16 protein-coding genes are annotated in these 14,525 nt (G+C 75.0%); 10 read left to right on the top strand and 6 right to left on the bottom strand.

What is annotated here, in order from left to right; genetic code table 11:
- Positions 1-407 (bottom strand): DUF3027 domain-containing protein (locus ACWERV_RS31665; RefSeq protein ID WP_452939637.1); only part of this gene is annotated, 407 nt, incomplete at its 3' end.
- Positions 408-675: 268 nt separating this feature from the next.
- On the opposite strand from ACWERV_RS31665, the gene ACWERV_RS31660 reads away from it, so the two are divergent.
- From ACWERV_RS31660 to ACWERV_RS31645, 4 genes are all read left to right on the top strand, one after another.
- Complete coding sequence (locus ACWERV_RS31660) at positions 676-2,052, top strand: MFS transporter (RefSeq protein WP_452939634.1); 1,377 nt, start codon at positions 676-678, stop codon at positions 2,050-2,052.
- Positions 2,053-2,192: 140 nt separating this feature from the next.
- Entirely contained in the window at positions 2,193-2,684 is a 492-nt protein-coding gene (locus tag ACWERV_RS31655; protein ID WP_398176749.1) for a hypothetical protein, read from the top strand.
- Between the two features lie 4 nt (positions 2,685-2,688).
- Positions 2,689-3,378: a futalosine hydrolase gene (locus tag ACWERV_RS31650; RefSeq protein ID WP_452939632.1), complete on the top strand. Its 690-nt coding sequence runs from the start codon at positions 2,689-2,691 to the stop codon at positions 3,376-3,378.
- Positions 3,365-4,294 carry a 1,4-dihydroxy-6-naphthoate synthase gene (locus ACWERV_RS31645; RefSeq protein ID WP_452939629.1) on the top strand — a complete coding sequence of 310 codons (930 nt, stop codon included), beginning with the start codon at positions 3,365-3,367 and terminating at the stop codon, positions 4,292-4,294. The genes ACWERV_RS31650 and ACWERV_RS31645 overlap by 14 nt, the downstream gene beginning before the upstream one ends.
- A 122-nt stretch (positions 4,295-4,416) precedes the next feature.
- Here ACWERV_RS31645 and ACWERV_RS31640 read toward each other — a convergent pair whose 3' ends face one another.
- Positions 4,417-4,800, bottom strand: coding sequence for a cold-shock protein (locus ACWERV_RS31640; protein ID WP_043180173.1), 384 nt, complete (start codon positions 4,798-4,800; stop codon positions 4,417-4,419).
- Between the two features lie 167 nt (positions 4,801-4,967).
- Here ACWERV_RS31640 and ACWERV_RS31635 point away from each other — a divergent pair, with 167 nt between their 5' ends.
- Positions 4,968-5,207, top strand: a complete 240-nt coding sequence (locus tag ACWERV_RS31635; protein ID WP_452939626.1) for a hypothetical protein — start codon at positions 4,968-4,970, stop codon at positions 5,205-5,207.
- 29 nt (positions 5,208-5,236) lie between these two features.
- Here the strand turns inward: ACWERV_RS31635 and ACWERV_RS31630 are convergent, their stop codons facing one another.
- Positions 5,237-5,917 carry an HAD family hydrolase gene (locus tag ACWERV_RS31630; protein ID WP_452939624.1) on the bottom strand — a complete coding sequence of 227 codons (681 nt, stop codon included), beginning with the start codon at positions 5,915-5,917 and terminating at the stop codon, positions 5,237-5,239.
- A 120-nt stretch (positions 5,918-6,037) separates the two neighbouring features.
- Between ACWERV_RS31630 and ACWERV_RS31625 the strand changes: the two genes are divergently transcribed.
- The 4 genes from ACWERV_RS31625 (at position 6,038) to ACWERV_RS31610 (ending at position 10,089) form a co-directional block, all read left to right on the top strand.
- Complete coding sequence (locus tag ACWERV_RS31625; RefSeq protein ID WP_398176738.1) at positions 6,038-7,036, top strand: FecCD family ABC transporter permease; 999 nt, start codon at positions 6,038-6,040, stop codon at positions 7,034-7,036.
- Positions 7,033-8,109, top strand: coding sequence for a FecCD family ABC transporter permease (locus ACWERV_RS31620; protein WP_452939622.1), 1,077 nt, complete (start codon positions 7,033-7,035; stop codon positions 8,107-8,109). Before ACWERV_RS31625 ends, ACWERV_RS31620 begins: the two co-directional genes overlap by 4 nt.
- A complete protein-coding gene (locus tag ACWERV_RS31615) occupies positions 8,106-9,011 on the top strand; it encodes an ABC transporter ATP-binding protein (RefSeq protein ID WP_452939619.1) in 906 nt (301 codons plus the stop codon). Before ACWERV_RS31620 ends, ACWERV_RS31615 begins: the two co-directional genes overlap by 4 nt.
- A 67-nt stretch (positions 9,012-9,078) precedes the next feature.
- Positions 9,079-10,089 (top strand): ABC transporter substrate-binding protein, encoded by a 1,011-nt coding sequence (locus tag ACWERV_RS31610; protein WP_452939617.1) that lies wholly within the window; start codon positions 9,079-9,081, stop codon positions 10,087-10,089.
- A 51-nt stretch (positions 10,090-10,140) separates the two neighbouring features.
- Here ACWERV_RS31610 and ACWERV_RS31605 read toward each other — a convergent pair whose 3' ends face one another.
- The 3 genes from ACWERV_RS31605 to ACWERV_RS31595 all read right to left on the bottom strand — a co-directional run bounded on the left by ACWERV_RS31605 (position 10,141) and on the right by ACWERV_RS31595 (position 11,860).
- The gene (locus ACWERV_RS31605) at positions 10,141-11,109 is read right to left on the bottom strand and encodes a hypothetical protein (RefSeq protein ID WP_452939614.1); all 969 of its coding nucleotides are present in this window, start codon (positions 11,107-11,109) and stop codon (positions 10,141-10,143) included.
- Between the two features lie 71 nt (positions 11,110-11,180).
- Entirely contained in the window at positions 11,181-11,591 is a 411-nt protein-coding gene (locus ACWERV_RS31600) for a type II toxin-antitoxin system VapC family toxin (protein ID WP_452939611.1), read from the bottom strand.
- Entirely contained in the window at positions 11,588-11,860 is a 273-nt protein-coding gene (locus tag ACWERV_RS31595) for a hypothetical protein (protein WP_452939609.1), read from the bottom strand. The genes ACWERV_RS31600 and ACWERV_RS31595 overlap by 4 nt, the downstream gene beginning before the upstream one ends.
- A gap of 122 nt (positions 11,861-11,982) precedes the next feature.
- Here ACWERV_RS31595 and ACWERV_RS31590 point away from each other — a divergent pair, with 122 nt between their 5' ends.
- Positions 11,983-14,523 (top strand): helicase-associated domain-containing protein, encoded by a 2,541-nt coding sequence (locus ACWERV_RS31590; RefSeq protein WP_452939606.1) that lies wholly within the window; start codon positions 11,983-11,985, stop codon positions 14,521-14,523.
- Positions 14,524-14,525 lie beyond the last annotated feature (2 nt).

Raw genomic sequence — 14,525 nt, 5'->3', positions numbered from 1 at the left:
TGCTCGGCGACGGCGCCGCGCGGCTCGTCCTCGCCCGTCCAGCCCGGTTCCAGGCGCAGGTCGTCGGCCTCGGTCGGCAGCAGGTCGCCCGGCCCCATGTCACCGGGCCGCAGCCGTTCGCTCCACGGCACCCACTCGGGCGCGAGGACGGCGTCGGCGCCGGGCAGCAGCACCGTTTCGTCGATGGTGACGACCTTGGCGCGGGAGGCCCGGGTCAGCGTGGTGGCCCACCGCCAGCCGCGGTAGGCCGCCTCCGTGCAGGCGAAGTAGTGCGTGACGACCCGGTCGCCCTCCGCGGCGACACCCAGGTGCTCCCCCACCGCTTCCGGCCCCGCGGCCTCCAGCGTGACGGCCCTGGCCATCTCGACCGCCTCGGCGCACAGGCGGTCCGGGGTACGGCTTCGCATCGCTGCACTCACAGAAATCGTTTCTCTCTCTACGCCGTCTCACGTGTGCGCTCGCGGGCGGGAAGGAGCCTGACGGAGATGCGGGGAGTTGCAGCGGAGCGGACCTGTGGACCGCTTCGACGCCTGGTCTCCCTGCCTCATCCGGCCCTGCCCGAACGTCCTCGGGCGCACCTGTTACCACCCATTCTGCGTGATCGCACGGTACCTGTGCGCACCACGCCCGCAAAGGAGGGGGTGAGCTCTCTTCCGATTGGGGCAGGATTGCGACATGGCACGAACCGTCACCGCCGGCCGAGGGCCGGTGCGCAGCACCGGGCGCGCCCTCGGCCACGCCGTGGGCACACCCGCCCGTGCGCTGGGCCACCGCATCCGGCGCGCGACCCGCTCCGGCGGCGCGGGCGAGTCTGGTCTGGCCAAGCTGATCGAGCTGCACGCGGTGAATTCCGCGGGCGACATGATGATCACCGTCGCGCTCGCCAGCACCGTGTTCTTCTCGGTGCCCAGCGGCGAGGCACGCGGCCGGGTGGCGCTGTACCTGCTGGTGACGATGGCGCCCTTCGCGCTGCTGGCGCCGGTGATCGGCCCGCTGCTGGACCGGCTCCAGCACGGCCGCCGCGCCGCGATGGCGATGGCGATGATGGCCCGCGCGGTGCTGGCCTGGACGATGGCCGGGGTCATCTCGACGGCGGGCCTCGGCCTGTATCCGGCGGCGCTGGGCGTACTGGTGGCGTCCAAGGCGTACGGCGTGGTGCGCAGCGCGGTGGTGCCACGGCTCTTGCCGGCCCGTACGACGCTGGTGAAGGCCAACTCGCGGGTCACCCTGTCGGGTCTGCTCGCCACGGCGGTCGCGGCCCCGGTCGCCGCGGGGCTGAACGTGATAGGGCCGCAGTGGCCGCTCTACGGCGCCTTCGTGGTCTTCCTGTGCGGCGCGATCCTGTCGCTGTCGCTGCCGTCGAAGGTCGACTCGGCGCGCGGCGAGCAGCGGGTGCGGCTGTCGGCGGACGAGGAGGCCGACCCCGAGCCCGCGGGGATCCCGGGGCGCAAGCCCGGCCTGCTGGGCGTCGGCTCGTCGGTGCTGCACGCGTTGCAGGGCAACGCGGGGCTGCGGTCGCTGTCCGGCTTCCTGACGATGTTCCTGGCGTTCATGATGCGCGAGCACCCGCTGGGCGGGCTGACGCCCGCGATGTCGCTGGGCGTGGTGGGTGTGGCGGCGGGTGTCGGAAACGCGTTCGGGACGGCGCTCGGCGCCTGGCTCAAGGCCCGCGGACCCGAGGTGATCATCGCGACGGTGCTGCTGTGCGCGCTGACCGCGGCCACGGTCGCGGCCGGCTGGTACAGCCTGATCACGGTGGCCACGCTCACCGCCGTCGCGGGTATCTCGCAGGCTCTGGCCAAGCTGTCGCTGGACGCGCTGATCCAGCGTGACGTGCCCGAGCTGGTGCGTACGTCCGCCTTCGCCCGGTCCGAGACCGCGCTCCAGCTGTCGTGGGTGGTCGGCGGCGGGCTCGGCATAATGCTGCCGCTGATCGGCCCGCTGGGCATGGGGTGCGCGGCGGGGCTGGTGCTGCTGGCGTTCAGCGTGGCGGCCCGCGGGCTGCTGGGCGGTGCGCGCCGCGGCGGTACGGCCCGCGCCCGGGTCGCCTGAGCGGTCCTTTCCGGACCCCGCACATGCGTCCGGCCGTACGTCTGACCGGCGCGTTGCCGGGCGCGCGCCCGTACGGCGTACGCCCCGGGACACGCGCACCCCCGCGCGGGCTGGGGGCGACCGCCCGGTAGCCTCCTGCCATGAGCATTCGCCGTACTGCCACCACCCTTGGTGCCCTCTCCCTCGGGCTCGTCGTCCTGACCGCCTGCGACAAGCCGACCGCCATGGCGACCGTGACGGTGGGCGGCAAGACCGTGCAGGCGGAGGCCGCCGACAAGTGCTTCGACGGCGGCAAGAAGCTCGAACAGAACGTCTTCCTCGCGTGCCTCCAGGTGACCCCCAAGCACCACATCACGGTGCCGGTCGGCGACAAGGTCCGGATCGGCGTGGACCCGTCCATCGCGAAGAAGGGCTGGCTGATCGCGTCGGGTACGACGCTGGTGACGCCGGAGCCGCTGAAGGACAAGACGTACTGGTCGGTGGACAGCGAGCAGCTGTTCAACCAGCAGGACCCGACGACCGGCGGCACCAGCACCGCCAAGCAGGTGACGCTGAACATCGTGGAGTCGTCCGACACCAGCGGCGAGGACTCCTACCGGGTGATCCAGGTCAACCTGATCCGGGGGCAGTAGCCCGATGGCGCGGCGCAGCCGCCGCGTCCTGGTGCTGACCGCGGTCGAGGCCGAGCGGGAGGCCGTGCGCGCGGGCCTGACCGCCGCCGGGAAGGCCGCGCGCGGCTTCGACGTCGCCACGGTGGGCGCGGGCCCGGCCGCCGCGGCGGCCGCCGCGATGTACCGGTTGCTCGTGGAGGACGCCGCCCGCCGCCCGGACCTGGTGGTCAGCGCGGGCATCGGCGGCGGTTTCGCGCCCGCGGCGCCGGTCGGCTCGCTGGCGGTGGCGCGGTCCATCGTGGCCGCGGACCTCGGCGCGCAGACCCCCGAGGGCTTCGCCCCGATCGCCGAGCTGGGCTTCGGCCGCTCCGAGCACCGCCCGCCCGCACCGCTGAGCCGGGCGGTCGCGGACGCGCTCGGCGCCGCCTACGGACCGGTGCTGACGGTCAGCACGGTCACCGGTACGGGTGAACGTGCCGCCGAGCTGGCGTCCCGTCACCCGGGCGCGGTGGCCGAGGGCATGGAGGGCTTCGGGGTGGCGGAGGCGGCGGCGTATCTGGAGATACCCGTGCTGGAGATCCGCGGGATCTCCAACGCCGTGGGCCCGCGCGACCGCGCGGCCTGGCGGATCGGCGACGCGCTGGCGGCGCTGACGGCGGCGTTCGGGACGCTCCCCGGTGTACTGGAGGTTGAGGCAGGACATGACGACAGCTAGCAGCGGCGCGGACGACCGCACGCCCACTCCCCTTCCCGGCGGGAACCCCGGCGCCGGGAACGGCCCCGGGGACGGCCCAGAGGCACTGAGGATCGCCTACTCCCCGTGCCCGAACGACACCTTCGTCTTCCACGCCTGGGCGCACGGCCTGGTGCCGGACGCGCCGCCGCTGGACGTGACGTTCGCGGACATCGACATCACCAACGGGATGGCCGAGCGCGGCGAGTTCGACGTCCTGAAGGTCTCCTACGCGGTGCTGCCGTGGGTGCTGGACGACTGGGCGCTGCTGCCCTGCGGCGGGGCGCTGGGGCGCGGCTGCGGGCCGCTGGTGCTCACCCGGGAGCCGGGCACCGACCTGTCGGGGAAGACGGTGGCGGTGCCGAGCGAGAAGTCGACGGCCTACCTGCTCTTCCGGCTGTGGGCGGCGGCCGAGGTGCCCGGCGGCGTCGGGGAGATCGTGGTGATGCCCTTCCACGAGATCATGCCGGCGGTGCGGGACGGCCGGGTGGACGCGGGCCTGGTGATCCACGAGGCGCGCTTCATCTACCAGAACTACGGGCTGCACAAGCTCGCCGACATGGGCGAGCACTGGGAGGGCACGACCGGGCTGCCGATCCCGCTGGGCGCGATCATCGCGCGCCGCTCGCTGGGCAAGAAGCGGCTGCACGCGCTCGCCGAGGCCGCGCGCACGTCGGTGCGGATGGCGTGGGACGACCCGGCGGCGTCCCGCGGGTATGTGCTCGCGCATTCGCAGGAGATGGATCCGGCGGTCGCCGACCAGCACATCGGGCTGTATGTGAACGAATTCACAGCGGATTTGGGCGAGGCCGGTTACGCGGCCGTACGCGGTCTGCTGACGCGTGCGGCGGCCGAAGGACTCGTGCCGGCGCTCGGCGCGGACGCGCTCGCTTTCTGAAATTCCGGCTATCCCGGCAAGCGGCCGCCCGCGGAGCCCGCGGACGGCCGGCCGGGATTCGGCGGAAAACGGCGGCGCCTTACCGGAGTTCGATCCTCCGGTAAGGCGCCGCCTTTTGTCGGCTATACGTCCAGCTGGTCGGCCACGACGCGCAGCACGGACGCGATCTTGTGGCCGTGCGCCTTGTCGGGATAGCGGCCGCGCTGGAGCGAGCGGGCGACGTCTTCGAGCAGTGTGGTGAGGTCCTGCACGATGGGCAGGAGCTCGTCGGGCTTGCGGCGCTGGGCCGCGGCGACGGAGGGCGTGGGGTCCAGCAATGTCACGGACAGCGCCTGGTCGCCGCGCTGGCCGGCGACGACACCGAATTCCACGCGCTGGCCGGGCTTGAGCGAGGCGACCCCGTCGGGCAGCACGGAGGAGTGCACGAAGACATCGCCGCCGTCGTCGCGGGAGAGAAAGCCGAAGCCCTTCTCGCTGTTGAACCACTTGACCTTGCCGGTAGGCACGTCCGACCTCGTCCTCATTGCTCGATATTGCTCGAAACTGCTCTGGATAAGACAGCAGCGGGCCCACCGGAGACCCGCCGACACCAAGGCTAATGGCCAGATGCCGTGTGACAAGACGGCGAGGCACCGTTCCCCCGCGCCTCACGCAACGGACCTACCCTTGTCCGGTGAGCAAACAAACCAGGGGCGCGGGCGACCTGCTCGTCAGGACCGGCGCCGTCGTCTTCATGGTCGGCGCGGTCGGCACCCTCGCCACGGTCGCCCCGCTGCTGCTGGGCACCCACCGGCTGCCGACACCCGCGTACTTCGTCTCGATGCTGATGGGGGTGGGGCTGGCGCTGTCACTGCTGGGGCTGCTGCGGTCGGCGCTGGCGCAGCGGCGGCCCGAGAGTCACCCGCAGGCCTGACGGGTCACCCACAGGCGTGAATCCGGCGGTCAGGCCGCCGCGGAGGTGTGGGCGGCCAGCCAGCCGGGAAAATCACCGAGGTCGGCGAGTACGACGTCGGCCCCCGCCGCCCGCAGCTCCGCCGCGCTGCACGGCCCGGTGGCCACCGCCACGGAGAGCGCGCCCGCCGCGCGCGCTCCCCGCACGTCACCGGTGTGGTCGCCGACGTAGATGCCGGCGCCCCATTCGAGCAGCGCCTCGGCCTTGGCCTCCGCCCACAGCCAGCCGCGCAGCTCCGCCTCGATGCCCACGTGCGCGAGGTGCAGCTCGGCGTTGGGGCCGTACTTCGCGGTCACCACCACCGGGCGGCCGCCCGCCGCCCGGACGGCCGCCACCGCCTCCACGGCGCCGGGCATCGCCGGGGTGGGGGCGATGGCGTGGTGCGGGTACAGCTCGCGGTAGCGGTCGGCCATCTCCGGCACGCGCTCGGCCGGGAACCAGTGGGCCAGCTCCTCGTCCAGCGGCGGTCCCAGCCGCGTGACGGCGAGGTCGGAGTCGATGAACACACCGGTCTCCGCCGCGAGCCGGTCGTACACGGCCTTGATCCCGGGCCGGGAGTCGATCAGCGTCATGTCGAGGTCGAAGCCGACCGTGAGGGCCGGCGCGGCCGAGGGCACCGCGGTCGAGGGCACGGAGCGCAGATCAGTGGTCTCAGTGGTCACGGCACCCATTGTCACCTGACGGGTCAACCTCACCCCTGAGGTGACCTGGCCTGGGCGTATAGTTAGCGCAGCCTAAGCTAATTCATGCCCGGCGTCCGACGGTCGCCGCTTTCCGGAGGACCGCTCGTCATGCCCTTGCGTCGCCGCACCGGCTGGATGGCCGCGGCGGCGGTGGCCCTGCTGCTCGCCGTGCTGCTCAGCCTGGCCGTCGGGAGCCGCGCGATACCCCCGGACCAGGTGCTGGACGCGCTGCTGCACGGCGGCACGAGCCAGAACGCCGAGGTGGTCCGCAGCCTGCGGGTGCCGCGCACGGTCATCGGGATCATGGTCGGGGCGGCCCTCGCGGTCGCCGGAGTCGTCATGCAGGGCATCACCCGCAACCCGATCGCCGAGCCCGGCATCCTCGGCGTGAGCCAGGGCGCGTCGCTCGGCGTGGTGTGCGCCATCGCGTACGCCGGGGTGGGCACGCTCAGCGGCTACGTCTGGTTCGCCTTCGCGGGCGCCGGAGCCGCCGCCGTCGCCGTGTACGCGATCGCCGCGCGCGGCCGGGGCGGGGCGTCGCCGGTGAAACTGGCGCTCGCGGGCGCGGCCATGAACGCGTTCCTGACCTCGATCGTCTCCGGGGTGCTGACGACGGACGCGCAGACGCTGGAGACGTACCGCTTCTGGCAGGTCGGTTCGCTGTCCGGGCGGGACACCCACATCATCGGGATGATCTGGCCCTTCCTGCTGGCCGGGCTGCTGCTGGTGCTGGCGATGGCCCGCGGGCTGGACGCGCTCGCGCTCGGCGAGGACGTCGCCAAGGGCCTGGGGCAGAACGTGGCGCTGCTGCGGCTGCTCGGGGCGCTGGGGGCGACGGTGCTGACCGGCGCCGCGGTCGCGGCCGCCGGGCCGATCGCCTTCGTGGGGCTGGCCGTCCCGCACCTGGCGCGGGCGCTGGTCGGCACCGCGCACCGCTGGGTGCTGCCCATGGCGCTGCTGCTGGGCCCGGTCATGATCCTGGTCTCGGACGTGGTGGGGCGGATCGTCTTCCCGCCGTCCGAGGTGCCGGTCGCGGTGATGACGGCGCTCATCGGGGTGCCGTTCCTGGTGGCGCTGGTGCGGCGCCGGGCGGTGGTGGCGGCGTGAGCGCGACGGACACGGGCCGCCGCCGCGTGCGGCCCGCGGGCTACACGGTCGTCCGCCCCGGCGGGCGCGGCTCCTTCCTGGTGCACCGGCGCTCGCTCGCCGTCACAGGCGTGCTGGCGCTGCTGCTGGCGGGCGCGTGCGTGGCCTACCTGTGCGTCGGCGAGTCCTTCGTGGCGCCCGGCGAGGTGCTGAAGGTCGTGCTGGGCCGCCCCAGCCCCGACGAGCTGGTGGTCGGCGAGCTGCGCGAACCGCGGCTGGTGCTCGGCCTGCTGGTCGGCGCGGCGTTCGGCGTGTCCGGCGCGCTGATCCAGACGGTCGCGCGCAACCCGCTCGCCAGCCCCGACGTCATCGGCGTCACCCACGGCGCGGGCGCGCTCACGGTCGCCGCGATGACGTACGGGGTGACGTCGTACACCGCGCTGCCCTACCTGTCGGTCGCCGGCGGGCTCGGGGCGGCCGCGCTCGTCTACCTCTTCGCGTGGCGGCGCGGGCTGCACGCGTCGCGCTTCGTGCTGATCGGCATCGGCTTCTCCGTCGCGCTGTCGTCGATCACCCAGCTGTTCATGACCAAGGGCGACTACCTGGTCGCCCAGCAGGCCAAGGTGTGGCTGACCGGCTCGCTCAACGGCCGCGGTTACGACGAGGCGCGGCCGCTCGCGCTGGTGCTGCTCGTCGCGCTGCCGTGCGCGCTGTGGGCGGCGCGGGCGCAGCGCACCGTGTCCTTCGACGACGACACCGCGACCGCGCTCGGGGTGCGGCTGGGCCGTATCCGCCTCGGCCTGGTCACCCTGGGCGTCGTCCTCGCCTCGGTGGCGACCGGGGCGGCGGGCCCGGTCGACTTCGTCGCGCTGCTCGCGCCGCAGATCGCCCGCCGCCTGACGCGTTCCGCGCAGATCCCGCTGCTGGCCTCCGCGCTGACCGGCGCGCTCATCGTGGTGGTCGCCGACCTGCTGGCCCGCAAGCTCTTCTCGCCGACCGAGCTGCCCGTCGGCGTGATGACCGCCGCGGTCGGCGCGCCCTGTCTGATGTGGCTGATCGTGCGCAGCCGCAGCCGTTCCGGAGATCCGTCATGACGACCCCAGAGCCCGCGGCGACCGCCGCCCCCGCCCTCGTCCCCGCCGCGCGGCCGGAGGCGGCAGGACCGCCCCGCAACCGGCTCGCCGCCCGCGCGCTGACGCTGTCGTACGAGGAACGGACCGTCGTCGAGGGTCTCGACCTGGAGATCCCGGACGGGCAGGTCACCGTCATCGTCGGCCCCAACGCCTGCGGCAAGTCCACGCTGCTGCGGGCGCTCGGCCGGCTGCTCAGGCCGCGCGCGGGCGCGGTGCTGCTGGACGGCGCCGAGCTGGCCCGCGTACCGACCCGGCAGATCGCCCGCACCCTGGGACTGCTGCCGCAGTCACCGGTGCCGCCCGAGGGCATCACCGTCGCCGACCTCGTCTCGCGCGGCCGCCAGCCGCACCAGAAGTGGTGGCAGCAGTGGTCGGAATCGGACGAGCGGCTGGTCGCCGAGGCGATGGAGCGCACCGCGACCGCGGACCTCGCCCACCGGCTGGTCGACGAGCTGTCCGGCGGGCAGCGGCAGCGCGCCTGGATCGCGATGGCCCTCGCCCAGGACACCGACCTGCTGCTGCTCGACGAGCCCACGACCTTCCTCGACATCGCCCACCAGGTCGAGGTGCTGGACCTGGTGCGGCGGCTCAACCGGGAGCGCGGCCGTACGGTCGTCGCCGTCCTGCACGACCTCAACCAGGCCGCCCGCTACGCCGACCACCTGGTCGCGATGAAGGCCGGGCGGATCGTCGCCGAGGGCCCGCCGTCCGAGGTGGTCACCGCGGGGCTGGTCCGCGAGGTCTTCGGGCTGGAGTCGGTCGTCGTACCGGACCCGGTGACCGGCGACCCGCTCGTGGTCCCCGGCGCGCCCTGGCAGGCACCCGCGTCCCCGAAGGACGGCACCGCGCCCCCGCACCACTGACCGGCACACCCGAGCACGGCACCGCGCCCCCGCACCACTGACCGGCACGCCTGAACGGAGAACCGCCATGTCCCGTACCAGCAGCGCCCGTTCGTCCAGCCCCGCCCGCACCGCCCGTCCCACTCGCCCGGCCCGTCCCGCCGCCGTGCTCGCCGCCCTCGCGTGCTGCGCCGCGCTCACCGCGACCGCCTGCTCGTCCTCGTCGGACGACGGCGGGAAGCCGTCCGGCGGCACGCACACCGTCGACACGGCCATGGGCAAGGTGACCGTCCCCGACCACCCGAAACGTGTCGTCGTGCTCGACACCGCCGAGCTGGACTCGGCGATCACCCTCGGCGTCAAGCCCGTCGGGGCGACCGGCGCGGGCACCAGCAGCGGCTTCCTCGACTACCTGCCGAAGGACGAGGTCGCCGGGATCGCGAACGTCGGCGCCATCGCGAGCCCCAACCTGGAGGCCGTCGCCGCGCTGCACCCCGACCTCATCCTCAGCAGCAAGGTGCGCGACGGCGCGCACTACGACGCCCTGCGGAAGATCGCCCCCACCGTGCTGACCGAGTCCACCGGCGCGCCCTGGAAGGCCAACTTCCAGCTGCACGCGGCGGCCCTGGGCCGTACCGCGCAGGCCGCCGCGGTGGTGCGCGCGTACGACAAGCACGTCGCCCAGGTCACCGCGGCGCTCGGCGGCAGCACCAAGGCGGCGGCGACGCGGGTGAGCATGGTGCGCTTCGTCGAGGGCGCCGACATCCGGCTGTACGGCAACGCCAGCTACATCGGCATCGTCCTGAAGGACGTCGGCCTCGGCCGCCCGGCGGCGCAGGACGTCGACCAGCTCAGCGTCGACGTCAGCCCCGAGCAGATCGACAAGGCGGACGGCGACGACCTCTTCTACGCCACCTACGGCGACCCCAAGGCCGCCAAGGAGACGGAGGTGACGACCGGGCCGCTGTGGAAGCGGCTCGCCGCCGTCGGCGCGGGCCGGGTCCACCGGGTGGACGACGAGCTGTGGTACCAGGGCATCGGCTACACCGCGGCCGGCAAGGTGCTCGACGAACTCCAGCAGGACCTCACGAAGGGCTAGCCCTGGGCCCCGGGGAAGGGGCGCGGGCCCCGGGAAAGGGGCGCGGGCCGGTCACGCCGACCGGCGGCTGCGCCACAGCAGATACAGCGCGGTGCCGACGGCGGCGAGCCGGAGCGTGAGCGGCCAGCTGTCCTGGAAGGCCTGCCCCACCTGGCCCTTGGCGATCGGGCTGCCCCACTTGCCGACGTCGCGGCCCCAGATCCACACGACCATCCCGGCCGCGAAGGCACCCGGGATGAACAGCACCGCGAACTTGGCCTGCGGGCGGCTGAGCTTGCGCGACAGCCACGCCGTCAGCCAGCCGAGGCCGAGCGGGACGAGGGAGCCGACCGCAGCGCCGCCCACCAGCAGCGCGGCGGCGATCAGCAGCATGGGGCTGCCCCAGCGGCGCGCCCCGCCGCCGCCCGCCGGCCGGGGCAGCAGGCGGCGCCTCCTGGCGGGCGCCACGGGCGCGGGCTCGACGGCGGGGGCCGTGCCCGCCTCCTCCGGCGCGGGCTCGTCCTCGCCCGTCCCGTCCTTCGGCAGGGGGCGGCCGACGGCGTCGAGCTCCTCGTCGTCGTCCGGGATGAAGATGCCGCCGGTCATGCCCGGCAGCCCGTCCAGCTCCTCGCCGGGCCGCCCGCCGCCACCGCCGGGTCCGCCCTGCCACCACAGGGGGCCGCCGCGCCCCTCCGTGCCGCCCTCCCGGGCCGCGCCCTTCGGCTGCCGCGGCACACCGGGCCCGGCCGTGTAGGGCCCGTACGACCCCGGCCGCGGCTCCCGTGCGGGCGGCGGGGGCTCCTCGCGCCGCTCCGCGCCGGGCTTGCCCGCGGCGGCCTCGACCACCTCGTCGGGGCTGCCCATGCGCCCGAGGATGCGCTTGACGTCCGCGTCGGACTCCGCGCCGCGCCGCTCCCGCTCGATGTCGCTGCGCAGTTGCGCGACGAGCTGCATGCGCTGCGCGGCGGGCATGGCGGTCTGCGCCAGGTCGCCGACCCGGCTCAGATAGTCGAACACCAGCCGGTCGCTCTCGACCCCCACCGCCGCTCCCCTCCACAGGCCTTCGCCGACGGTACCGGCCGGACGGCTCCGTGTCGCCGTAACCCGCGCCGCTACGGGAGAAGTTGCAGCGCGGTGGTGTGCACGGGCCTGACGACGCCGAAGTGCCGCCGGTCGAGGGTGGCGACACGCTCGACCCCGAAGCGCTCGGCGACGGCGATGACCGAGGCGTCGACCGATCCCAGCGGGAAGTCGGCGTAGCGGATGACGAGTTCAGCCATCCGGGTGAGGTCCGCGGGGGTCAGGTGGACCAGTTCGAAGGTCCCCAGCGCGATCTGCTCCAGGAACGCGGCCTCGACCTTGGGCCAGCGCTCCAGGAGCCAGCAGACCTCGGTCATCACGGGGCTGGGGAGCAGCCTGCGGCCGGTGAGGGACCGCAGCAGGCCGGCGCACTCCGCGTGGCGCCGGTCCGCGGCGTTCAGGGCCGCCACCAGGGGGCCCGTGTCGAGCACGGTGACGGTCACGCCGAGTCTCCGAACCGCTCGCGCAGGCGCTCGCGGATGTACCGGTCGTGCTCATCCCCCAGGTCGGCCGGGCCTTCGATGCTGCCGATGAGCGCCAGCAGCCCGTCCGGCACCGCCTCCTCGGCGCGGCTGCCGGACGCGGGCAGGCTCTGGGCCACCTCGGACAGTTCCTCGTCCTGGGTCACGAGCAGCCGCAGGCGGCGCACCTGGGTCGGCGTGAGCCGGTCCACCAGGTGGTGCATGTCCTCGTAGTCGTATGCGGCGGTCACGCGACCCAGTGTAGAAGTGCCGGGCACCGTGGGCGGGCCGATCGGGGCCTCCCGGGCCCGCGCGGCTCCGGGTCCTGGGCAGAAGGGCGCGGGTGGGGTGGGCAGGGCCTACTGTGGGACGGATGACGACCGGTGGCCAGAGCAGCGCGCCGCGCACCCTCGCGGAGGATCTGCGCGCGCGGGACGACGACGCGCTCGTACGGCTGCTGCGCGCGCGGCCCGACCTCATCGCGCCCGTGCCCACCGACGTGACGCAGTTGGCGACGCGCGCGGCGACCCGGACGTCCGTGGCGCGGGCCCTGGACCACCTCGACGCCTTCACACGGCAGACGGCGGAGGCGCTCGCCCTCACCGCCGACGGCTGCCCCTACGCGGAGCTGAGCGGGCTCATGACGGGCCTGCCCGCGCGGGAGGCGCGGCCGGGGCTCGGGGAGCCGCTGGCGCAGGCCGAGGCGGCGGCGGTCGCCGCCGAGCTGCCGCGGGCGGTCGGCGCGCTGCGGGACGGCGGGCTGGTGTGGGGCGACGACGACCGGCTGCGCCTGGTGCGCACCGCGCGGGACGTGCTCGCGCCGTCCGCGTCGATGCCGTCCTCGACCGGTCTCGGCCCGACCGTGGCCGAGGCGACGGCCGGGATGTCCCCGGCCCGCCTCCAGGAGCTGCTGGCCGACGCGGGCCTGGGCGCCACGCACGACCCGGCCAGCGCGGTGGAGGCGCTGGCGGCGCTCTTCGCCGACCTGGACGCCTTCGCGGCGCTGCTGGCGCGGGCCCCCGAGGGCGTGCGGGCGGTGCTGGACCGGCTGGTGTGGGGGCCGCCGTACGGCGAGGTGCGGGACGCGACCGTGGCCATACGCGCCGAGGAGGCCGCCACACCCGTGCAGTGGCTGCTGGCCCGCGGCCTGCTGCTGCCGGTGGGCCAGCACAACGTCGTGCTGCCCCGGGAGGCCGCGCTCGCCCTGCGGGCCGGCCGCGCGCACCGCACGCCGCAGCCGGTGCCGCCGCAGGTCGCACCGGTCGCCAGGACCGCGAAGACGGTGGACGCCACCGCCGCGGGCCAGGCCTTCACCGCCGTACGCACCGTGACCGACCTGCTCAAGGAGTGGCAGTCGGGCGGGCCCGCGGTGCTGCGCGCGGGCGGTCTGAGCGTGCGCGACCTGCGCCGCACCGCCGCCGCCCTCGACCTCACCGAGCCGCGCGCCGCCTTCTGGCTGGAGCTGGCCTACGCGGCCGGTCTCGTCGCCGCCGACGGCGAGGTGGACGAGGCCTACGCGCCCACGCCGGCCGCCGACGAGTGGCTGCTGCTGACCGCCGAACGGCAGTGGGCCGCGCTCGCGACCGCGTGGCTGGCCGCGACCCGCACGCCCGGCCTGGTCGGCACGCGCGACGCCAAGGGCCGCGCGCTGGCCGCCCTCGGGCCCGACCTCGACCGCTCGCTCGCGCCGCACGTGCGGGTCGCGGTGCTGCGGCTGCTGGCCGGTCTCCCGGCGGGTTCCGCGGCGGAGCCCGGCGAGCTGCTGGCCCGGCTGCGCTGGGACCGGCCGCTGCGGGCGGGGGCGGACGCGCTGCGCACGGACCTGGTGGGCTGGACGCTGGAGGACGCGGAGACGCTGGGCGTCACGGGCCGCGGGGCGCTCGCCGCGCACGCGCGCCCGCTGCTGGACGCGGCGGCGCAAGGGGCCTCCGGCTCCTCCGGCTCCCCCAGCGATGTGCCCGCCTCGCCGGACGCCGCCGCGGGGCGCGCCGCCGCCAAGCTCGCGCCGCTGCTGCCGGAGCCGCTGGACCATGTGCTGCTCCAGGCGGACCTCACGGCGGTCGCCCCGGGGCCGCTGGTGGCGCCGCTCGCCGAGACGCTGGGCGTGCTGGCCGACATCGAGTCCAAGGGCGGCGCGACCGTCTACCGCTTCACCCCCGAATCCGTCCGCCGCGCCCTCGACGCCGGGCGTACGGCCGCCGAGCTGCAGTCCTTCCTCGCCGAGCACTCCCGCACCCCCGTACCGCAGCCGCTGGCCTACCTCATCGACGACGTGGCCCGGCGGCACGGCACGCTGCGCGTCGGCGCGGCCGCCGCCTACCTGCGCTGCGACGACGACACCCTGCTGACCGAGCTGCTCGCCGACCGCCGGGCCTCGGGCCTGGGCCTGCGCCGGCTGGCCCCGACCGTGCTGGCCTCGCAGACCGACCCGGCGGGGCTGCTGGAGCGGCTGCGCGACATGGGCCTGGCCCCGGCCGCGGAGTCCGCCGACGGCGACGTGCTCATCACCCGCCCCGACGCCCGCCGCACCCCGCCGCGCAGCGCCCCCGTCCCCGTGCCGGACGGACCGCCCGTCCCGGACGCCAACCTGCTGGGGCTCGCCGTCAAGGCCATCCGCGCCGGGGACCGCGCGGCCACCGCCGTCCGCCGCGCCCCGGCCGACACCGCCCCGCCGGGACTGCCGCGCAGCCCCTCCGCCGAGACCCTCGCGACGATGCAGGCCGCCGTCCTGACCGGCCAGTCGCTGTGGATCGGCTACGTCAACGCGGAGGGCACGGCCACCCAGCGCGTCATCGCCCCGGTCCGCGTCGAGGGCGGCCACGTCACCGCGTACGACCACACGACGGACGAGGTCCGTACCTTCGCCCTGCACCGCATCACGGGCGTCTCCGAACTCGCCGACGACCCCGCCTGAGC

The organism is Streptomyces sp. NPDC004031, assembly GCF_053604375.1.
The sequence above is the reverse complement of the archived record's forward strand: the minus strand, read 5'-3'. Positions and strand labels throughout refer to the sequence as shown.